This is a genomic window from Paenibacillus sp. J22R67 (assembly GCF_059692175.1).
In genome coordinates, this window is the sequence record NZ_JCAUAX010000004.1 from 200,945 (window position 1) to 223,094 (window position 22,150).

19 protein-coding genes and 1 pseudogene are annotated in these 22,150 nt (G+C 43.4%); 17 read left to right on the top strand and 3 right to left on the bottom strand.

Annotated features, from left to right (window positions below; all coding sequences use genetic code 11):
- Window positions 1-111: 111 nt before the first annotated feature.
- From AC58VC_RS17220 to AC58VC_RS17245, 6 genes and pseudogenes are all read left to right on the top strand, one after another.
- A pseudogene (locus AC58VC_RS17220) lies at window positions 112-315 on the top strand (FAD-binding oxidoreductase); the annotation flags it as partial.
- Window positions 316-332: 17 nt separating this feature from the next.
- Window positions 333-467, top strand: coding sequence for a BBE domain-containing protein (locus AC58VC_RS17225; protein WP_497369984.1), 135 nt, complete (start codon window positions 333-335; stop codon window positions 465-467).
- A 208-nt stretch (window positions 468-675) separates the two neighbouring features.
- Window positions 676-1,758: a GerAB/ArcD/ProY family transporter gene (locus AC58VC_RS17230; protein WP_497369985.1), complete on the top strand. Its 1,083-nt coding sequence runs from the start codon at window positions 676-678 to the stop codon at window positions 1,756-1,758.
- On the top strand, window positions 1,755-3,158 hold the full coding sequence (locus AC58VC_RS17235; protein WP_497369986.1) for a spore germination protein: 1,404 nt from the start codon (window positions 1,755-1,757) through the stop codon (window positions 3,156-3,158). The genes AC58VC_RS17230 and AC58VC_RS17235 overlap by 4 nt, the downstream gene beginning before the upstream one ends.
- Window positions 3,155-4,261, top strand: a complete 1,107-nt coding sequence (locus tag AC58VC_RS17240; protein ID WP_497369987.1) for a Ger(x)C family spore germination protein — start codon at window positions 3,155-3,157, stop codon at window positions 4,259-4,261. Before AC58VC_RS17235 ends, AC58VC_RS17240 begins: the two co-directional genes overlap by 4 nt.
- A 177-nt stretch (window positions 4,262-4,438) precedes the next feature.
- Window positions 4,439-5,194 carry a YheC/YheD family protein gene (locus AC58VC_RS17245; protein WP_497369988.1) on the top strand — a complete coding sequence of 252 codons (756 nt, stop codon included), beginning with the start codon at window positions 4,439-4,441 and terminating at the stop codon, window positions 5,192-5,194.
- Between the two features lie 73 nt (window positions 5,195-5,267).
- Here the strand turns inward: AC58VC_RS17245 and AC58VC_RS17250 are convergent, their stop codons facing one another.
- From AC58VC_RS17250 to AC58VC_RS17260, 3 genes are read right to left on the bottom strand one after another with little or no spacing between them, the layout of a single operon-like run.
- Window positions 5,268-6,347, bottom strand: coding sequence for a mannose-1-phosphate guanylyltransferase (locus AC58VC_RS17250; RefSeq protein ID WP_497369989.1), 1,080 nt, complete (start codon window positions 6,345-6,347; stop codon window positions 5,268-5,270).
- Complete coding sequence (locus tag AC58VC_RS17255) at window positions 6,340-7,446, bottom strand: glycosyltransferase (protein WP_497369990.1); 1,107 nt, start codon at window positions 7,444-7,446, stop codon at window positions 6,340-6,342. Before AC58VC_RS17255 ends, AC58VC_RS17250 begins: the two co-directional genes overlap by 8 nt.
- Window positions 7,446-8,666, bottom strand: a complete 1,221-nt coding sequence (locus tag AC58VC_RS17260; RefSeq protein ID WP_497369991.1) for a glycosyltransferase family 4 protein — start codon at window positions 8,664-8,666, stop codon at window positions 7,446-7,448. The genes AC58VC_RS17255 and AC58VC_RS17260 overlap by 1 nt, the downstream gene beginning before the upstream one ends.
- 206 nt (window positions 8,667-8,872) lie before the next feature.
- On the opposite strand from AC58VC_RS17260, the gene AC58VC_RS17265 reads away from it, so the two are divergent.
- The 11 genes from AC58VC_RS17265 (at window position 8,873) to AC58VC_RS17315 (ending at window position 22,145) form a co-directional block, all read left to right on the top strand.
- Window positions 8,873-9,172, top strand: coding sequence for a helix-turn-helix domain-containing protein (locus AC58VC_RS17265; RefSeq protein ID WP_497369992.1), 300 nt, complete (start codon window positions 8,873-8,875; stop codon window positions 9,170-9,172).
- A complete protein-coding gene (locus AC58VC_RS17270; RefSeq protein ID WP_497369993.1) occupies window positions 9,138-10,079 on the top strand; it encodes a DUF1861 family protein in 942 nt (313 codons plus the stop codon). Before AC58VC_RS17265 ends, AC58VC_RS17270 begins: the two co-directional genes overlap by 35 nt.
- Before the next feature lie 98 nt (window positions 10,080-10,177).
- Window positions 10,178-10,747 carry a 50S ribosomal protein L25 gene (locus tag AC58VC_RS17275; RefSeq protein WP_497369994.1) on the top strand — a complete coding sequence of 190 codons (570 nt, stop codon included), beginning with the start codon at window positions 10,178-10,180 and terminating at the stop codon, window positions 10,745-10,747.
- A gap of 358 nt (window positions 10,748-11,105) precedes the next feature.
- Complete coding sequence (locus AC58VC_RS17280; protein ID WP_497369996.1) at window positions 11,106-12,641, top strand: extracellular solute-binding protein; 1,536 nt, start codon at window positions 11,106-11,108, stop codon at window positions 12,639-12,641.
- 126 nt (window positions 12,642-12,767) lie between these two features.
- A complete protein-coding gene (locus AC58VC_RS17285) occupies window positions 12,768-15,086 on the top strand; it encodes a helix-turn-helix domain-containing protein (protein ID WP_497369997.1) in 2,319 nt (772 codons plus the stop codon).
- A 33-nt stretch (window positions 15,087-15,119) separates the two neighbouring features.
- Entirely contained in the window at window positions 15,120-16,205 is a 1,086-nt protein-coding gene (locus tag AC58VC_RS17290) for a mandelate racemase/muconate lactonizing enzyme family protein (RefSeq protein ID WP_497369998.1), read from the top strand.
- Window positions 16,206-16,223: 18 nt separating this feature from the next.
- A complete protein-coding gene (locus AC58VC_RS17295; protein WP_497369999.1) occupies window positions 16,224-17,177 on the top strand; it encodes an ABC transporter permease in 954 nt (317 codons plus the stop codon).
- Window positions 17,178-17,189: 12 nt separating this feature from the next.
- Window positions 17,190-18,065 carry a carbohydrate ABC transporter permease gene (locus AC58VC_RS17300; protein WP_145664108.1) on the top strand — a complete coding sequence of 292 codons (876 nt, stop codon included), beginning with the start codon at window positions 17,190-17,192 and terminating at the stop codon, window positions 18,063-18,065.
- Window positions 18,066-18,251: 186 nt separating this feature from the next.
- Window positions 18,252-18,998: an IclR family transcriptional regulator gene (locus AC58VC_RS17305; RefSeq protein ID WP_497370001.1), complete on the top strand. Its 747-nt coding sequence runs from the start codon at window positions 18,252-18,254 to the stop codon at window positions 18,996-18,998.
- Window positions 18,999-19,141: 143 nt separating this feature from the next.
- Complete coding sequence (locus tag AC58VC_RS17310) at window positions 19,142-19,948, top strand: fumarylacetoacetate hydrolase family protein (RefSeq protein WP_497370002.1); 807 nt, start codon at window positions 19,142-19,144, stop codon at window positions 19,946-19,948.
- Between the two features lie 13 nt (window positions 19,949-19,961).
- The gene (locus AC58VC_RS17315) at window positions 19,962-22,145 is read left to right on the top strand and encodes a malate synthase G (RefSeq protein ID WP_497370003.1); all 2,184 of its coding nucleotides are present in this window, start codon (window positions 19,962-19,964) and stop codon (window positions 22,143-22,145) included.
- Window positions 22,146-22,150: the final 5 nt, after the last annotated feature.

Consider the following 22,150-nt stretch of genomic DNA (forward strand, 5'->3'; position numbering starts at 1 on the left):
TATATAAGCATAAGCCCATACCCGTGACGAATATCCTTCATACGTTATAGGATGCATGACTAGGTGATGAACAACATAAAAAGTCGAAATCTATAGGGAGTTGGAGTTGTGATATCAAAAACAAGACTTACGGGGCGAGTAGTCTTTAGAGGAGATCCGGGGTATAATGCAGCACGAAAAAATTGGGATCCACATACGGACAGATTTCCGAAAGTATTTGTGTTTGCTCAAGGAACTAAAGATGTGGCAAATGCTATAAGATGGGCACGTAAAAATAATGTCCCCATTCGACCAAGAAGTTACAGCCATACATTGTAGGTTCCTATATCAACGTGCCAGACCAAGGGATCAAAAACTTCGGTCCGGTTTATTATGGCAAGAACTATGAACGATTACGTAGAGTAAAGGCTAAGTATGACCCTAAGAATGTGTTCAACAATCCGCAAAGTATTCCTCCAGCAAAGTGATTGCTTTAAAGAATTTGGATATTTTCAAGTTAAGAGGTTAAAAGTTTTAGAGTTTCAGGAATTAAAGCAAGCCCTTGCGAAACCGGCGAGGGCTTTTTTGTATTTGGAAACAAAATTCAGGGGGCGGGGAATCGGAACAAAAGAAATTACCTATTTATGGGATAAAAAGAGAACCTGCGTGAAAACATAAGTGCAGGAGGTGAACTGGATGTCGTCGTTTTCCAATCCCCAAATTAATCCCTTACATGGATGTATACTATGTATGAGTGGAAGTTTTACTTTATCCCAGATTTCGGCTGTAATTATCTTAATTGAACAAGCAAAACGCGATGCAGTTGTCAGTAGTATCATCGGGTGCATAGCGTATTTCTTATATGTCTTTTGGATTTATCGAATCATAAAAAATCAGGCGCCTAACCAATCCTTCCTCGATATGCTTGAACGGAAAATGGGCAGATTAATCGCTTGGGCAGTGAGATGTTGGATTGCCCTCTACCTGTTCTGTGAACTGTTTGTTGTTCATAAAAATATCGTCACATGGGTGAAATCCATGATCATACCCTTTACGCCTATTTGGGCGATTTCATTGCCCTTATTGCTCGTTTGTACCTATTTAGCGGTAAAAGGTATCAAACCAATCGCTATTTCTTTTTCCATTTTGTTTCCACTTATGTCTTTGTTGATCATTTTTATGGCCTTATTCACTGTTAAATATAGGCATTATGACCTTCTGCTCCCTTTGTTTAGCGAAGGAACAAGGCCCATCTTAGAAGGCGCGGCAACCATCCTCAGGGCAGGCATGGAACTGTTTCTTTTATTATTAATATCACCTCATATGCAAGGCAAATTGAAATGGAAACATTTTGTAGTGATGTATTCTTTCGTTTCGATTTTTATCATTAATGGTATTGTGAGCATTTTGACGATATTGGGCCCATATGAAGCGGAAAAACAGCGTTTCCCACTCTTTACTCAGTGGCGGTTAGTTCGAATCAGTAGTTTCGTGGAACACCTTGATTTTTTATCCATGTACCAGTGGCTTAGTAATACCGCCATTTTCATCAGTTTGGGGTTGTTTTTCTTCGGGGATTTGCTGACTTCAAAGCAGCAGCATAAAAAAATAGCGATTTTATTATGTGCGATGGCCCTATTTATCGGTTCAGAGCTTCAAATTAACGATAGCGATTTTTTATCTCTCTCGAAATATTATTTCTACCCTCTATCCACTTTGTCTATTCTCTGCTGGACTGTAATCGCCTACCTTGCAACTAGAAAAAGAGGTTTGTCATGAACATTGAATATGCAAAAGAAGCAGATTTCAGAGCCTTATTCTCTTCCTGCTATGATGTGAAATTTCAGAAGCGCGGCGATGCCCAGGTCATTTATTGCGAAGGTATGGTGGATAGTAAGCAGTTAAATGAAAATGTACTTCCGCGAATTTCAGAAATGATTCTAAACAATGAGTTGAAGCAACTAGACAAAAGTGTAGATCTCGCTCAAATTGAACAGAGTGTATTTTCAGGTAAAGTGATTATCTTTTTTTTTCACCAGAATGAAACATGCGTGTATGAAGCGAATATTTCCAACCCTCCAAAGCGCCAGCCGGAAGAATCCATCAGCGAAATATCAATTCGAGGACCGCGTGATGGTTTTACGGAAGAAGTGATCACCAACGTCGCCCTCATTCGCAAACGATTAAAAACCACCTCCCTGCAATACGAACATTTCATTGTTGGCAAAAGAGGGAACTTAGGTTTAGCGATTCTATATATCAAAGATATTATTAACCCTGAATTTGTCATTGAAGCAAAACGTCGGATCTCCCAAATCGATGTGGACGCTGTTATTGGTGTTGCTCAGTTAGAAGAATATTTAAGTGATTCGAGCGACTCCATCTTCCCGCTAGTGGATACTATAGGAAGACCTGACTTTGCAGCCGAGGCGCTGCTGCGCGGCCGATTTGTTATCATGGTGGACGGATCTCCTATGAGCATTATCGGTCCATCCAGTCTTACGGAGCAATTAAAATCTCCAGAAGATGTTCATTCCGCTTACTATTACACGATCTTACAACGCTTTTTACGCCTTGTCGGTTTAGTTACGGCTATGTTTCTGCCTGGCTTCTATATTTCATTGACATGCTTTAACATCGACCAAATTCCATTCCCTTTGCTTGCGACCATTTCTGCTGCCCGCACGGGTATACCCTATTCTGCACCTATTGAAAACTTGCTGATCCTGGGTTTATTCGAATTGTTTCGGGAAGCCGGCATTCGTCTGCCGAAGCCGGTCGCACAAACGGTATCAGTCGTTGGTGGTCTTATTATTGGGGATGCTGCGATTCGTTCCGGGCTTTCCTCATCCGCTCTGCTCATGGTTACTGCAGCGACTGCGGTTGCATCCTTTACATTGGTTAATCAATCCTTAACAGGTACCGTCACTCTGGTTCGTATTTACATGTTATTGATATCATCATTTTTGGGCATCTATGGATTCTTTATCGGTTTAATTTCAGTGGTGGCCTACACCTCTACACTAACATCTTTCGGTATATCCTACTGGACTCCGATTGAAGAACTCAATGTTAAGGCGTCCGTATTAGCGCTATTTAACCGGCCGTTTAAATCAAAAAGCAAGAGACCGAGCGGATTACACACGACAGATTCTACGTCACAAGGGGAAAAACAATGAAACCAGTGGGACTCCTATTCACGATTTGTTGTATGTTGTGTGTCTCCGGTTGTTGGGACAATAAAAATATTCAAGATTTGCTTTACGCTACTGCTATAGGGGTTGATTATAAAAATAATCAATATGAAGCCTACATACAAACGGTATCCTTTAGCCATGTAGCTAAGGCTGAAAATGTAGGTGGAGGAAATGGTCCGCAGGTGTATGTCGGTAAAGGAAGAGGGAAAACCCTCGCTTTGGCATTAGGCGAACTTTACGATACCGCTCAAAGAAGGTTATATTGGAGCCACGTTCGCACCTATTTGTTTACCGAAAGCGCGATTCAAGCTGGAGGTGACGAATACTTTGATAATTTAAAGAGATATAGAGAATTTAGGTATACACCATGGATATTTGGCACAAAGGAATCCATTGAGGAGATTTTTAGAACACCATCTTTTTTTCAAATGTCTCCGATAACCAACATTCTGAGTGAACCAGAAGATAATTATCGTCAGAAATCGTTCATTAAGCCATTGCTTGCACAAGAATATCTGATTAGTCTTAATGAGCCCGGCGAAACGGCTATAGTTCCTACCCTTAGCATTGATAAAACCGCATGGCAGACCGAAGAGAAGTCCGATAAAAAATTGAAAATAAACGGTGTGTTTGTCGTTCGAAAAAACGATTTTCAAGGATGGATGGCCAATAATCAACTTAAAGGTTTGCGATGGATGGAAACAGAAACGTCAAGAACGCCAGTCGAGGCCAAGTCTGCCATCGTCTCACTTGAAAAACCCAAACATAAGGTAGCGGTCACAGAACAAGACGGGAAAGCGATTTTCAATATTGAGGTGAAGGTGAAAGGTAATATTGTTGAATTAATTGATACCCATCAATCAGAGCAAGAAATTGAGAAAGAAGTAGAGCGGCAAATTGAAAAAGAAATTCGCTCGACGTTTGAAGAAGGATTACGTATGGAGGCCGACCTTTACAATTTTCGAAATGTTATGTTTAAGAAAAGATTCAAAAACTGGCAAGACATCAAGCTTACTTCTTCATCACTAAACCGAATCGATGTTCATGTTTATATCCAATATAACGGAGAGCTTAAGAAAACATAACTTGAAGGTACAAAATAAAATAAAGCTTTTCTGTGAGAGAACATTACAATATTACCTGTATGGCGGTTGCTTCGGCAGCCGTTTTTGATTATTCATTCTGGGAACGGCCTAGGCAGATGCTGTGACAAGCACCTACTTCCATGCGTATGTTGAGAATAAGGGAGGAGGTTGTGGCCGTTGAAACATGCAAGCATATCTTTCAAGAGCAAGTGGCAAAAGACCAAATGGCTGCTAAAGCAACGGAGATTGCGAAGGCATATCCCCCGAACTGTGCCTTTTAACAGAAAAAATTTGCGGATGATGTTATCCGCTTATCCGACTGTTTATTTTAAGCCTACGGGAGGTACAGGTGGGTTTGGCATCATCCGTATCAAGAGAATGGCGAATGGGTACCAAACTAAACACAATACCGTCAATTCGCCAAGTCCGACACAAGGTCATTTATACAAGAAGCTCTCCCGATCCTCAGGAAGGAAATCGTATTTGCTTCAGCGGGGGATCCAACTTGCCAAAACGAAAGGTAAGCCGTTCGATATCCGAGTCATGGTTCAGAAGACGAATGAAGGAAAATGGATAAGTACTGCCATTTGTACCAAAATAGGCAAGCCGGACAAGGTTGCCACGAATTATCACCAAGGAGGCAGGCTCGGCTATCTTCGTCAAACGCTGGTGGGAGCAGGGTACGAGCACGATTCGATTCTTCGTAAGGAAGCTGCGTTGAAGCGGCTCGGCGTTGCTGTCGGAAGGAGCTTTGATCGTAATCGAAGAGGTTTTAGAGAACTGGGGCTGGATGTGGCTCTCGACACCAAGGGGAAGCTATGGATTCTGGAAGTGAATACGAGGCCGGCCATTTATCCATGGAAGCACTTGAAGGGCAAAACGCTGTATCGTCGCATCAGGTCTGCTGCCAGGCAATACGGCAGAGTCACGTAGGTAGACAATAAGGGATAATAATCTTTAAACCATGAAAGCCCATGAGTCTAATAAACTCATGGGCTTTTCTGGGTTAAATATACGCCGTCATACCTTTTTCCTTCAGCAGGTCAACGATATCTTTAACAGATTGTGCTTTGTCTTTGGGACATATCAGAAGTGCATCCCCAGTATCCGCTATGATGAAGCCGTCTACACCAATTGTCGTGATCAGCCTGCCATTTCCGTAAATGATCGAATTTCGTGTATCTATGCCCATATGATTGGCTTTAATAATGTTTCCCGATGGATCCGGTGGGAAGATCGCGCCAAGCGCATCCCAGCTGCCGATATCATTCCAGCCAAATTGACCAGACAGAACAACGACTTCATCAGAGCGCTCAAGGATCCCGTAATCAATCGAAATATTTTGAAGCGTGGGATAAATGTTATTAATGACTTCCTCTTCCTGATCTGTGCCCAGATAATCGCTGATTGGAAGCATTGTCTTATACAGCCGAGGCAAGTAACGCTTGAAATTATCAATAATGACGGAAGTTTTCCAAATGAATATCCCGCTATTCCATAAATAATTACCTAATGACAGATAGCCTTGCGCTTTCTGAAAGTTCGGTTTTTCAACAAATTCAGCTACTTCGTATACGGCAACAGGATTTGAAGAGATAGGTTCTTTATCAAAGGCGATATAACCGTACCCAGTCGATGGGAATGTCGGCTTGATTCCGATAGTAACGATTTTGTCTGTCTTCATTGCGACCGTACAAGCTTCGTCTAACGTAAGCCGAAATTGTTGTTCATCGGTTATATAATGATCGGAAGGCAAGACGACCATTAAGGAATTACCGTGAGATTTTTCTATGGATAACGCCGCGAAAAGTATGCTTGCAGCCGTGTTTCTGGCAACGGGCTCGATCAAAATATTGCTTTTCGAAACACTGCTATGCATGATGCTCTCCAACAGAACCGCTTGAGAGCGATTCGTAACAATAACGGTATTTTCTTGTGGGATAATGCCTTTGAATCGTTCGATCGTATCGTTCAGCATAATATCATTTCCGCTTATGTTTAGAAGCTGCTTAGGAATCTCCTGTCTAGATAGCGGCCAGAAGCGAGTTCCGCCCCCGCCAGCAAGGATGGTAGCAAATTTATTCATGATGCATCACGAAATGGGCAATGGAGAAGGATATGATGCTCTCAGAGCCTTGATTAAGGTTCAGCCCTGTGGCATGGATACCATCGTAACAAGCTCCGGTTTGAGGGTCAATGAGAGAGATGTTTAATGAATTATGGCCTAAATACCATTCATAGCATAAGGCTGCTATCTTCAGATAAGCGGGGTCATGGAGCACGATCGCGGCTTCTTTACACGCAAGAAGCATTTCACAGGCTTCAATCGGCTGTTCGTCGTAGAGAGCTGCCCGATCACCTCGCAACTGCCAGCCATGGCTGCCAATCGGCTTATAATAACCTTCTTTAGTAAAGGTTTTGGATACTAGAAAATCCAAGCTTTCCTTAGCGGTTTCCTTCAAACTACTGTTTTCCGAGATATGTGATGCTTTTAAAAGTGCCCATGGCAGCATGGAGTTTCCGTAGGTAAGGCTGTCTTCAAACCAATTCCAACCGTTACCCTTATTGCGAACATATTGATTGTGAAGTCGGACCGCTATTTTTTCAATCACATCGATAATGAATGCTCTTGGTAGAAAGGCCTTTTCTTCTGCGGTACTTGGCGTGTGGAGATAGGGGAAGGAGTAAGTTAAAGCATCAGGGTTTTCTATTAAATAACTTAGACCGATTATCGCATAGGCTCCGGCACGGGGAGAATCTAGGTTCTCAATATGCGGTAATGCCTGGTTAATTAAATAACGGCAGGTATTAAGTACATTATCAGGCAGAAAAGAAGAATGGGCGAGCGCGAATCCTAATGCCCAAAGTGTGCGTCCTTGACAATCCTCAGAGCCACTTTCCTCCGTGAAAGAACGGTTATAATCCATGAAGTTTCTAAAGTATCCATCTGTATTCTGTGCGTGGTGGATAAAGGAAACATAAGTATGAATGAGATCTAGCGAGTTGGAATCTCTTTGTTTGCTGTACAATAAAACGGCTGCGATTAATGCTCGTGCGTTATCATCCGTCGTATAACCTTTCGACCGGTCAGGTACTCCAAACTTGGTATGTTGAAAAATACCTGTATCATCCGTTATCGTACGCATGTAATCGGACTTAAACTGCCGTATCGTTTGTACTTGCATTAAATCACTCCTAAGTGTTTTACTTTAGCAAAACTGGCATCGTAAGGATTTACTTTAGTTGACTCTGAGTCTAGTATTATTTCTTGGATGATGTAAGCATAAGTTTTGGCAATTTCGTTCCATAGCATGGTTTTTCCGAGTTCGAGCGTACGATTTTCCATTTCCGTTATTCTAGCAGGATCATTCAGTAATTGAAGGATGCAAGCTTCCAAGGAGGCTGAATCACGGAAGTTAGCCAGTAAGCCTCTGCCCTCTGCCAGCATTTCCTCGGCATATCGGTAAGGTGTGGAGACAATAACCCTTCCATAACCGACTCCGTACGCCAATGTTCCGCTAACAGCTTGATCCTTTCCTAAATAAGGAGTCAGATAAATGTCTGACATGACCAGAGATTGAATGACTTCATCCTGCGTTAGAAGCTTGTCGACGAAGCGAACGTTACGCGTTAAATCAAATTCTTCCACAAGATCCATCAGTTTTTGTCTGTATACCTCGCCCGTTTCTTGTTTAACGACCGGATGTGTTTTCCCCCAAATCATGTAGAGAGAATCCGGATGCTGTTCGACCACTCCGCGCATGGCCTCAATGCTGTATTCAATTCCTTTGCCAGGGCTCAAGAAGCCAAAGGTGGATAAAATTTTCCGATCTGCAAAGCCATATTGCTCTTTAAGCTCTGATCTTGACCCGGTTTGGACATGGGGGACACCATGGTGAATGAATGAGATTTTGGTGGCATCAACGCCATAAATGGAGATTAAATCAGTTACTGTCGATTGCGCCATCGTGACGACTTTAACACTTAGCGCTGCAACTCGATTCATGATGTGTCGCTGCTTGGCAGAAGGTTTCGTTAACACGGTATGAAAAACGACGACAAACGGTATCGTCAGTCTCTCGACGAATGGAATCAAATATTCACCGCTTACTCCGCCGTAAATACCGAATTCATGCTGAATAACGAGAAGATCAACTTCTGATTTGCTAAGATAATCGGCTGTTTCTATATAATCCGACAGCTTATGTTGGTCAATTTCCTTCATCACTTGGTCTTCATAGTCGTAAGTTTCGTTGTTATTGACTGCAATGATACGAGGCTTGTTAAAGCCTTTGAGGTGCTGTAGTTCATCTAATAAATCTTGTGTAAACGTAGCAATGCCGCATTCTCTCGGCAGGCTAGTACTTAAAAAAACGATATTCCGATTGCTGTTTGTATACTTCATATAATGAGCCTCCATGTTGGATCGCGATTTCTGGAACACAAAAAAAAGAATATAAAGATAGATCTTTAATTCTTTTAGGAATGGGGTATTTTATTTTCAGAAAATTCAAAATTATTTCCTTCATTTACTATAACATGACCATTTTTTCTTGTCAATTTATTGACTGACTCTTGCTTACCCTATATATTTAAGAAGGGGGTGTATGTGTGTCAGTCATACGCAGTAAACTAAAAGAAGTCATGGAAAATCACGATCCCAAATTATCTATACGTAAGCTCGCTAAAGAGATCAACTATCACTTTGACTCCGTTCGGCGAATGTATAAGGATGAGATGGTACAGTATCCTAGGGATTTATTACTAAAGCTTTGTCTGTATTTTAATGTCCAACCTGGACAGCTCATTGGCATCGAAATGGATGTAGAAAGTGATTGGACGATAGATACATCGATGCATTATCAGGAGGACATCAATGACAAGGAAAACGAGAACAACAGAGAGCTGTGAACAGCTTCTGGAAACCTTTTATGCTAACCCCAGATTAACAAACGTACAGAAACTAACGTTCTCTGGGGTTGGAAATCGCGATGTCTACAATATAACGGCCCCGTTTCAGTACGACGGGGAGGAAGTTATCTTAGGAAGAGTTGAGGAGCGGGATAGTGAGTTCTCTCAAGTCTTCTTTTTTACATGCAAAAATCAGGTTTGGAGTCCCCGAATACATACACACACGTATAACTTGCAAGATCCATGTGTGACCATTATCAAAGGTGAATTAATAGTTGGCGGAGTTGAAGTCATCACGGCTGTCGATAATCCGAGTAAAATTGTGTCTTGGGTTACCCAATTTTATCGTGGGTTTCAAATTGATTCATTATGTCACTTCTCATCTGGACCCGGTACCATGAAGGATATTCGTCTAATTGAGCTTAACGATGGTAGAGTAGGTGTCTTTACCAGACCGCAGGGAGCACGAGGTGGGAGAGGGCAAATTGGATTTACAATCATTAACTCGCTGGAGGAGCTCAATGAGCAAACTTTCATCAATGCGGAAATTCTAAGAGAACAATTTGTCTCCGAAGAATGGGGCGGTGCGAACGAAGCTCATTTACTGGGGAATGGCCATGTAGGTGTTCTGGGACATGTAGCCTGCTTTGATACCATAGGAAACAAGCATTATTATTCCATGGTCTTTTCGATAAACCCCGAGACCTGTGAGAAAACACCAATGAAAATTATTGCGGTAAGAAGTGATTTTCCAAGAGGCCCTGGCAAACGGCCTGATCTTGAAGATGTTATTTTTAGCGGTGGGCTTATACGGCTAGGCAGCGGGCGAGCTGTACTTTCTGTTGGCGTTAGTGATGCTGAGGCTTATCAGATAGAGATTCCTGATCCATTTATGGAGTATGAATAGTAACGAGTGGGTTTTTATCAAAGTTTGACTAGATTTTATGGTCATGTTATAATCACTTTGACAAGAATTTATGGTCAAAGAGAGCGGGAAACAAACAAATGAGTAAATTTATTCAATTGAACAAGCGCACTGGTGAGACAAAGTCCCACATGAATCAAGCAAGAAAACAGGGACGCATCCCGGCTGTGTTATATGGGATTGGTAAAGATACTTTATCATTAGAAGTAAATGAAAAAGAAATGCTGGATATTTTGAGGAAAAATCCGCGAGCTATTCTCCAAGGCAATACATCCGATGAAAAAGTAATTCCAGTCATTGTTCAGAGTGTTCAAAGGGATTCCATGTCTGGCAATCTGCTGCATATCGACTTTCATCATGTAAACATGACTGAAATCATGGACAGCAAAGTGACCATTCAGTTTTCTGGAGAGGCAATTGGCATTAAATCTGGCGGGGTACTGCAAATCGAAATCTATGAAGTAGAGGTTCGTTGTATGCCTGGTAATTTGCCGACTTCGATGGAAGTGGATATTAGTGGTCTTGATGTTGGCGACAAACTTCTCGTTTCCGATCTGATTTTCAAGGATGGCATTGAAGTGTTGACGGATTCGAATACGGTTATCATTCAAATCAAAACCGTGCATGAGGAAGTCGAAGCTACAGCCTAGAAGAAATTAATCAATCATTAAATATAGATAGAATGGCTAATCCCCTTACGGTGGGAAGTGTCTAAGTTCATGGATGCATGAACTTAGACACCTCATCTTGCAAGGGGATTTTTTGCTTAAGGCTATCCATTTTTTATACTTATTTCACGGCTGACATCAAATGATGATCAGCAAAATAACGGAGACGACGGTTCGCGAAGTGACAAAAATTGATATTCTAACTAGAAGGACAAGAAGAACAAGAATTGTCACTTACTTGCAGTGGATCATACTCCTATAATAAAGCCTAATACGTTGTCTTGTTAGTTCCGGACACTTGAACAGCGGTGAAGCAACAAACATCAACAGGGAGGCTATTATGAACATATTGACAACCAAAAGGGTCAGTTTGACAATGCTTGCGCCACTTTTATTAGGGGTGATGGCAGGCTGTGGAGAGAGTCAGGAGGCGCCCAAGGGGAGTGCGGCTGCTGCACCTGATCTGAAGGTTCAGTTTATGGTACCGTCATTTGCGGACATTCCAGATATGAACAACGAGTATTGGTCGAAGTTCCAAAAGGATAATAAAGTTCAACTGAACATAGATTGGATCCCTTCGGGCGACTATGATACGAAATTTGACCTGGTCTTGGCATCCGGTAACATTCCAGAGGTTATTGTTGCGAACAGTATTACACGTCCAACGTTGCAAAATGCTGTGAAGCAAGGGGCATTTTGGGATTTGACGCCAATCTTGGGTGACTTCAGCAAGTATCCAAATTTAAAGAAAAATGGCTATAAGGACGTATGGAACTATGTGCGTACGGATGGCAAAATTTTCGGTGTTCCACGAAATCGTCCCCATATTGACCTCAGTCTCAAAATGAGAAAAGACTGGTTGGATAAATTCAACCTTCCTGTGCCCACTACATTGGATGAATACGCAGCAACGCTTAAGACATTTGTAGATGGTGATCCCGACGGGAATGGTAAGAAAGACACGGTTGGTTTGATTGGCCAAGGCAACACAGGCAACTTCTTTGCCGACAGCGATGGAAGCTTTTTGTCCGCATTTGGAGGTTTGGATCCTATTTATAGTAAGGACGGTGGTATGATTAACAAGTATTTGACACCGAATTACACGGATATGGTTTCCTATTTCCACAAAATGTATAGCGACGGCGTTCTGGCCAAGGACTTCTCTGTCATTAAGCAAACCCAGGCGGAAGAAATCTTCACCACCGGACGAGCTGCTTCTTATGGAAGAAATACATGGCGGGATTTCAACTTCGAACAAACGATCAAGAAAGTGCAGCCGGAAGCGAATGTCATTTCATTGCCACCGATGAAAGGTCCAGGAGGTTCTAGTGTTCAGCTGTCGGTCCCATTCTCGGGAGCCTTTTATATTTCGAAACAAGTTCCGGAGGAAAAAGCGAGACAAATTCTGGACTTTTTCGAGAGAACGACGACGCCGGAACAAACGGACTATAACTACTATGGTGTCGAGGGCGTCGACTATACGATGGTAGATGGCCAACAGCAACTCACGGAACTTGGTGTAAAACAAGTAACTGCTAACGGCACTGGCGCTATTTTTCCGCTGGCCTATAATAATAAAATGAAAGTTATTAATCCTGCCGCTCCCAAAGCGTATAACGATGCCAAGGAAAAATCGGTGGCTATTTATGCAGAAGTAGGTAAGATCGATCCTTTTTCTATCATTAATTCGAATACGTGGACCTCTATTTGGCCGAAGTATCAATCGGAATGGCAGTCGATGGTAGTCAAAGCGATCGTAGGGCAGATTACGATGGATGAATACAAAGCTTATATCGAGAAGCTAAATGCGAGCCCGGATTTTCAAACGGCATATAAGGAATTCGCGGCAGATTATAAGGAAAAGTTTCCCAAGTAAGCTGTGCCAGGATGAGTTCCTTTCCGCTTGCTAATTGGGGCTCCACTCCCTATGCTTAACACACGAACAAGAGGTGTGAAGTAGTGAGTGACATGAAGATGGAGCTTAAGACAACAGGGAGGACTTATGGCTAACTGGAGCAGCATGTTTCTGAAAAATCTAGGCAAGAAAAGGCGGATAAACACGAGAACGTATTTCTTCAAGCTCATTTGGCTTGGTTGTATTTCCGTATGTATTCCGGTGATATTAGCGAGCATAGCGTATTATCAATTCTCTACCAACCGGATGCAGACATACATACAGACGGAAAGTGATTCGTCGTTGACCATTATGAAGGATCGTGCCGAAACGGTTTTACAGGAAATTGAGCAGGAGTCACTCCAGTTAGCCAATGATCCTTTCATTCAGCAGGAGCTTACTGGACCAGATGATGAAAGCGGGATTTTGAAGCTTGATATTTTGAAAAAAATTGCTTTGGTTAAGAATTTTAATAGTTTCATCAGCGAAATTTATTTATATAACAGCACGAACAAGGAAGTCATTTCAAATGAATACGGTTCCATTGCAAAAGAATATTACAAATATAAAGAAAATATTAATGAACTGCTTACAATTAAACGTCCTACACAGTGGACACAGCTGAAAGGCAAGGAAGGTTATATCACCTTTTACAGGCAGCTGCCATTGATTGGTACGGAAGGACCCAAGGGAGTCCTCGGTTTTGAAATTGAAGCCTCCAAGTTGAGCACATTTATGGAAACAGACACAGTCATTTTAACCGGTGATCAGGATTTAATGATCGTGAAGCTGAATGAACCCTTTGGGATAGAGCGTAACCCCCAGGTGAATCAGGCTGATGAAACCGCCAGATTACAAGGTATTGCGATGATCAAGGCATCGGACCAAAACTCGGGTAGATTTGTAGCTGAAGGCATTGATGGTAAACCAGCCCAATATCACTACGTGAAAAATGTATTTTCCAGAACTTACGTATCCGTGACTCCGGAACAAGTGATTACTGATCAATTAAGCTGGATTCGTGAGATGACAGCGCTCATTGTCCTTGTATTCGTAGGTGTCGGCATTCTTCTGACGTATATTACCTCCAAGAGGGCTTATACGCCAATCGGACAACTGATTAATCACAGCCGTTCTCTGCGAGGCCATGGTGTCGAGCCGAAAGAAGACGAGCTGGATATCATTAAGGAGTCTCTTGATTATTTAAGTAATGAGATGGAGAAGTTAGAGAGCTATGTGCAAAACATGGAGCCGTCCTTGCGCGAGAAGTTTCTCTTCAAGCTGCTAAGCGGTGATTACACGGCTAATCAAACTCTGCTTCAAGATTGCCTAACTTATGGGATTGGAATTGAATTTACCAATGTCGTGCTCGTTGTCGATGCGGACCATATTTATAAAGAGAAACGATTTTTGCCAGAGGAGAAAGGAATCGTCGCATTTTCCTTGGCCAATGTGATGCAGGAGTTGCTGAGTCACCATGGTCTTGAAGGCTACGTGATTCCCTATCAGGGCAGAGGCGTCGCCATTCTGCAATTCAAGCCCGAAATGGAGCAGATAACCATGAAGGAACTGACCTCGAACTACGCAAATGCGATGATTGAGGCGTTTCATAAGTATCTGTCCTTCGAAGTTAACGTGTGTATCGGACGTTTCTACCCTTACATTGCAGACGTTCCAGTCTCCTATAAGGAAGCGAATCATGCTCTGCAATATCGGATATTCCGGGACGCGGAATCGCTATTATTTATTGATGATTTCGAACATGAGAAAACGCAGTCATTGCTTCGGTACCCTGTTGAGCTGCAAGAGGCGATTCTTCATGCCCTTGAGCAGGAGGATCTACCCTTAGCGATTCAGCATTTCGAGAAATTTACGGAAATATTGCGTCATTCACAATCCTATGTGTTTATTTATCAGAGCTATCATATCTTCCTCTCTTCTTTTATCGTGTCTCTTGAAAAGCAGGGTGCGAATGTAGTCGACATTATGGAGCATAATTTCTTCGGGCAGCTAAGAAACAAGCAGACATCGAAGGAAATGAACGATTGGTTCGAGGAATCTTTATTCCCGGTGTATCTGTGGTTAACGAAAAATGATAGAGAAGCATCCGGTGAATCGGCGATCCAGTGGGTGTGTCAGTATATTAATAACAATTACGGGAACGACTTGTCCTTGGTGCATTGTGCCGAAAGGGTAGGCGTAAGCCCCTCTTATCTGAGCCGGTTGTTTAAGAAGATGGTTGGAAAGAACTTTCTTGAGTATGTGGTGGAAACGAAGATTGATCAGGCCACACGTTTGCTCAAAGATACGGATCGAAGCATCAGTGAAGTTGCCACAGCAATCGGATATTCCGAGCGCAACTTCATCCGAATATTTCAACGACATGTACAGATGACACCGGGGCAATTTCGCTCCCAGTATAGGTAGTAAGAAATTCAATGAAGATAGGAGAACGATAGGATGAAAATTAAGCGTATCGAGACTTTTACAACCCGCCAGCTTTCCGTTGTCCGCGTCACTTCGGAAGATGGATTGCAGGGCTATGGGCAGATTGCTCCTTACCATGCTAATATTTCTGCGCTTGTGCTGCACCAGCAAGTAGCTCCACACGCTTTGGGTGCAGACTCAGGTCAAATCGAAGCATTGGCTGAAACGGTTGTTAGAGAAGAACATAAATTTCCAGGTTCATACATTTGTAGAGCTCTCGGAGGCTTGGACACGGCCTTATGGGATTTGAAGGGGAAACGGATGGGCAAAAGTGTAAGTGAATTGCTCGGAGGGCAGCCTGGCAAAGTTAAAATATACGGCTCCAGCATGAAGCGCAACATTTCACCCCAGGAGGAAGCTAACCGGATATTGCGTCTCAAGGAAACGCAGGGGATCGAAGCTTTCAAAATTCGGATTGCTAATAACTTCGCAAATGATGTGGATGTATATCCGGGCCGTTCAGAAGAGGTTGTCCGGGCTGTAAGGGCTGCGATCGGTGACAGCACACAGCTGTATGTCGATGCGAACAGTGGATTCACGCCGGCTAAGGCGATCGAAACAGGTAAAATGCTTGCGGACTACGGGGTATGTCACTTTGAAGAGCCTTGCCCTTACATGGAGTTGGAGTGGACGAAGCAAGTAGCCGACGCACTGGATATTCCGGTAACCGGCGGGGAGCAGGATACGGATTTGGTGCAGTTCAAACGGATGATCCAGATGCGTGCAGTCGATATCGTTCAACCGGATATTTGCTATGTTGGAGGCTTGAGCCGTGCCCTTGAAGTAGCTCGGATGGCTGAAGCAGTAGGAATGACCTGTACACCGCATGCCGCGAATTTATCGATGTTGACCGTATTTACGCTGCATATGGTCTCCGCCATTCCGAACGCAGGAAAATATATGGAATATACGATTGAAGAGGACGCTTGGACGAATGGACTTTTTGTAGAGCCGTTGACAGTTTCTGGCGGTGAGATACAGGTTCCGCAAGGACCAGGCTGGGGCATCACGGTAAGGCCGGAATGGCTTGAAAAGGCTGAGTATCAAGTGAGCGAATAAACGGGCGAGGTGCTTCACATGCAAACAAAGGTACAGACAATTGTAAAAAGTACGCGCGTACATGAGCGCTCGCGGTTGTGGGCCGCCATGGTGCAAAGTAAATGGATGTATGCCTTGGCTGCGCCGGGTATCCTCTATTTTCTCATATTTAAATTCGCGCCATTATGGGGGCTCTTGATTGCCTTCAAGGAATACAACCCTTTTAAAGGCCTCTGGGGAAGCGAATGGATTGGTTTTACCAATTTCACCGAATTATTTAAGAGTGAAGTATTCTATCTCATGTTGAGAAATACGTTTGCGATTAATATTTTTGGGATCATTTTTATGTTCCCTCTTCCGATTCTGCTAGCTTTGATGCTCAATGAAATCCGGCATGAAACGTTCAAACGGATCAATCAGTCGATCGTGTACTTACCGCATTTCTTGTCATGGGTCGTTGTTGCTAGTATGACGTTTTTTATGCTTTCCACGGATGTAGGGTTAATCAATAAACTGATTTCGAATATGGGTTTCGAAACGGTATCTTTTTTGTCCAATCCGAATCTATTCTGGGGACTGCTTACCGCTCAAAGCATGTGGAAGGAAGTTGGCTGGGGGACGATTATTTTCTTAGCTGCAATGGCTGGTGTTGACCCCCAACAATATGAAGCTGCCGTCATAGATGGGGCGTCGAGAATGAAGCAGATATGGCATGTGACGCTGCCGGCGATTCGTCCGACCATTATTATCTTGCTTATTTTGAGACTAGGGCATATGGCAGATGTCGGTTTTGAACAAATCTTATTAATGAACAATCCGCTGGTAACCTCGGTTTCCCAGGTGTTCGATACTTATGCGTACACGATTGGCATACTCGGTGGCAAAATCAGCGTCGGTGTGACGGTGGGTATGTTCAAAGGCGTTGTGGGCTTGATCCTTGTTATGCTGTCCAACTACGTCGTGAAGAAGCTTGGGCAAGAGGGGATTTATTAAGGAGGAGTACCCATGAGTTATGTAACAACCAAGAAGCTGACGATCTTCGATTATATTAACTACTCGCTGCTTGCAATCATTTCTATAGCCTGCGTGTTTCCATTTATTTATGTATTCAGCGTTTCCTTTACCGATCCGGATGTCTATGTGCCTTTGCAATTTTATTTTTTTCCGGAAAAATGGTCGTTGTCTGCATACAAATATATTTTATCAACGAACAGCTTCATTAACGCTCTGAAAAGCACCGTATTCGTGACAGGAATAGGGACTGTGCTTAGTATTCTCATCTCATTTACATTTGCGTATGTCATGACCAAGAAACATGTACCCGGCCGGAAATTAATGCTTGGTGGCGTTATTTTTACCTTGGTGTTCAACGCTGGTATTTTGCCTAACTATTTATTAATGAAGGATATGAACCTGTTAAACTCACATTGGTCTTTAATCTTATCGGGTCTTACGAATGCATGGAGCTTAATTGTGATTAAAGGATTTCTGGATTCACTGCCTCCGGAGCTGGAAGATGCTGCTCGGATTGACGGCTGCTCGGATATCGGGGTATTCTGGCGCATTGTCATTCCTTTATCCATGCCGGCGATTGCTGCTTTTGTCTTGTTCTTTGCAGTTTCGTATTGGAATACGTACTTTAATGCTTTAGTTTATTTGAGCGATGCGAAGAAATGGACCTTGCAGGTGCTGGTCAAGTCGTTGGTTATCGATTCCGATGCCAGTGGTGCAGGGTCTGTCGGCAGTGACGATAGAGTACTGCCGCAGGAAACGATTCGTATGGCATCTATTGTGCTGGCCATGGTGCCGATTCTAGTCATATATCCTTTCCTGCAAAAGCATTTTGCCAAGGGAGTTATGCTTGGCTCCGTAAAAGGTTAACTGGATTTAATGAATCTCTATTTTAAATTTAATGAAGTGCCCATTCATCACCAGCTCACATGCAGCGGGCGAATGAAGGGGCACTTTATGTTTTCTACATTGACTAGCCATTGAACGCATGGTAGCATCTAGGGATAATACGATCAATATACAGAACGATGTTTATCATATAAAGGACGTGACGAAATGGAACAAAAGTATTCCGTCCCAGCGCTGGATCGGGCACATGCTGTACTTAACTTACTGACGGAAGAGCCATACAAATGGAAGTTGTCCGATTTGTCCAAGCACTTGGGTATCAGCAAGAGTACGCTGTATTCTCTTCTTCAGACCATGGAGCGGCTGCAATGGGTCAATCGGGACAGAAATGAAACTTACGCTCTTGGAAGCGCGGTTGGCGATCTAGGCAGCGCTTATTTTCGTCAGTACGACTTGATTGAAGAGTTTAGGCGAATGGCTGAGCCGGTTATGCGGAAGCTGCAAGAATCCGTGCAGCTGGCTCGTTTGGATGGAAGTGAAGTGCTCTATCTCACAAAAGTGGAAGCTCCGACACCGGTGCAGATGGTTTCGGGGCCGGGTGTTCGTATCCCGGCTCATGCGACCGGTCTTGGTAAATCGTTGATGATCGATATGGATGCAGAGCAAGTCAGCCGCGTATTCCCACAGGAATCGCTCCACAAGATAACCGTTCATACCATTGGTTCGCGGGCGGCATTTCTGCAAGAATTGGAGAAAGTGCGTCTAGCGGGGTACTCCTTAGATATACAAGAAGGAGTAATGGGTTTTTGCTGTGTTGCAGCGCCGGTTCGCCGTCTAGGTACTGTAGTTGCAGGAGTCAGTTGTTCGATGCCCATCCATCATTGGGAGGGGAAGAAGGACGAAACCGTCAGCGAAATTTGCTCATTAGCAAAGCGGTTGTCAACGAATATATAAGGTATGAAGTCCCGGGTCACTTAGGTGATTCGGGATTTTTTTTCTGTGCAAGGGCATGAAACTAATTTGGCAAAATCCCATTGACACAAACGGAAAACTATGGGAAGATCAATTTAAATACAAAATATAGAACGTTGTTCATAATGATGAACAAGAAAGGCGGCTTTATTATGAAATTAGCTCGTTTTACGATACCTGGTGAATCAGAGATACGCAGTGGGATCATTGAAGACTCTGACATTCATGAGTTTAGAGGAGACCTATTCACCTCCCGTATTCTTACCGGGAAGACATTCTCCTTACAGAATGTTCAACTCAAAGCTCCTATTATGCCGAGACACATCATCGGTATCGGTAGAAACTTTGTTGGCGATGGGGCACCAAAACCAGCCATTCCAGACATGCCGATCCTGTTCTTTAAGCCATTGAGCACCGTTATCGGACCTGAAGACGCTGTGGTGCTGCCCCTTGGAACGGATGAGATCAAGTTCGAATCAGAACTTGCCGTCATTATTGGGAAAGAAGCGAGAAACGTAGCTCCCGAACACGTAGACGATGTGATCTTCGGCTTCACGGTTACCAATGACTTGGGTGCCTTTAATTATTTTCATCCCGAGGGTCATTGGACGATTGGCAAATCATTTGATACATTTTGCCCACTGGGTCCGGTGATTGTAACCGATTTCGATTATCACTCTGCTCGTATTCAAGCAACAGTGAACGGTATAGTTAAGCAGGATGCTCTCATGGAACGCATCATTACACCAATCGATAGCATGATCTCGTATATCAGCCGGTTTATGACCCTTATGCCAGGAGATGTCATCCTGACTGGAACGCCTGCCGGTGCGGATCTAGTCCGAGATGGAGATGTCGTTGATTGTTATATTGAAGGGATAGGTCATCTGCAAAATCCTGTTCGTGCTCAAAAACTATCATCCATTTTGTAAAGGGGACATCCAAATGAGCGAATATGTAAACGTAGGAAATCTACAAGTTGCTGAGGTGCTTTATCAGTTTATTCATTCAGAGGTACTCCCTGGCAGCGGACTTACAAGCGAAAAGTTCTGGGCAGATTTTAATACATTGATTCACGACCTTGCCCCTCAAAATAAAGCTTTATTAGCCAAACGAGATGAACTGCAGAGGCTTATTAACGAATGGCATATTGAACATAAAGAAAACTTCGATTTCGAGACCTATCAATCATTTTTACGTGAAATTGGTTATTTGGAACCGCAAGTAGAAGATTTTCAAATTACTACACAAGGGGTAGACGAAGAAATTGCCTATCAAGCTGGCCCCCAGTTAGTCGTTCCAGTCAATAATGCCAGATATGCTTTAAATGCTGCGAATGCCCGTTGGGGAAGCCTTTACGATGCTTTATACGGAACGGATGCTATTGATGAAGAAGAAGGTGCTGAGCGTTCTGCTGCATACAATCCGATTCGTGGTAACAAAGTTATTGCGTATGCCAAGGGTTTCCTGGATCAAGCAGCACCTTTGTCCAACTACTCACATCATGATGCTGTTCGCTATTTGATCGTGAATGGCGAATTGTCCGTCTCCCTGGCAAATGGGGAAACGATAGGTTTGAAGGACGTAACTCAGCTTGTTGGCTATCAAGGACTGGCAGATGATCCTTCCGCGTTCTTGCTAAAAAATAATGGGATACATGTTGAAATTCAAATTGACCGCCAACATCCGATTGGCCAGAATGATCTGGCAGGCGTTAAAGATATCCTCATGGAAGCGGCGCTAACGACCATCATGGACTGCGAAGATTCTGTTGCTGCCGTAGATGCTGAGGATAAGGTCCTGGTGTACAGGAATTGGTTGGGACTAATGAAAGGCAATCTATCGGCTTCCGTACCAAAGGGAAATAAATTTATTACAAGGACTCTGAATCCTGACAGGACGTATACATCTCTTGCAGGTGAGGAATTTAGTTTGCCAGGGCGTTCCCTTTTATTTGTCCGTAATGTAGGCCATTTGATGACGATTAATGCGGTATTAGACCAGCATGGACAGGAAATTCCTGAAGGTATTTTGGATGCTGTTGTGACTAGCCTCATTGGCAAGCACGATCTTTTGAGAAATAGTTCTTATCAAAATTCTCTTCAAGGCTCCATATACATTGTAAAGCCTAAAATGCACGGCTCTGAGGAAGTTGCTTTTGCTAATGAATTGTTTAATCGTACGGAAGATATGCTCGAGCTGGAGCGCCATACGATCAAAATCGGTGTGATGGATGAGGAACGCCGTACTTCAGTGAACTTGAAGGCTTGTATTCGCCAAGTGAAGGATCGAATTGCATTTATCAATACCGGGTTCTTGGACCGAACAGGTGACGAGATGCATACTTCTATGGAAGCAGGACCTATGATTCTCAAAAATAATATGAAGTCATCCAGCTGGTTGCAAGGGTATGAGAAATCAAACGTTAACATAGGCTTGGCATGCGGTTTGCAAGGCCGTGCTCAGATTGGTAAAGGCATGTGGGCCATGCCAGACCTGATGAAAGACATGTTAAAGCAAAAGATTGCTCATCTTGAGGCAGGTTGCAACACGGCATGGGTGCCATCGCCGACTGCAGCGACATTACATGCCCTTCATTATCATCAAAAGGATGTAAAGGAAATTCAGAACCAATTAAAAGCCAACAGAAAAGATTATCTGAATGAGATCCTAGAAATTCCAGTGGTGACCCAACCGCAATGGAGACCTGAGGAGATTCAGCAGGAGCTAGACAACAATGCGCAAGGTATTCTAGGCTATGTTGTCCGATGGGTAGAGCAGGGGATTGGCTGCTCCAAAGTTCCGGATATTAACAATGTGGGACTGATGGAGGACCGCGCCACTTTGCGTATTTCCAGCCAACACATGGCTAACTGGCTTCACCACGGGATTTGTTCAGAGGATCAAATTCTTAAGACCATGCAGCGTTTAGCCAAAGTGGTGGATGAGCAAAATTCAGGAGATCCTGCCTACCGTCCTATGGCAGATAATTTAGATCAGTCAGTGGCATTTCAAGCCGCATGCGAGCTTGTTTTCAAAGGGTATAATCAACCAAGCGGTTACACGGAGCCGATTTTGCATCGCAGACGCAGGGAATTCAAGGCTATGGTACCAGCTTCGAATAGGTAATTACG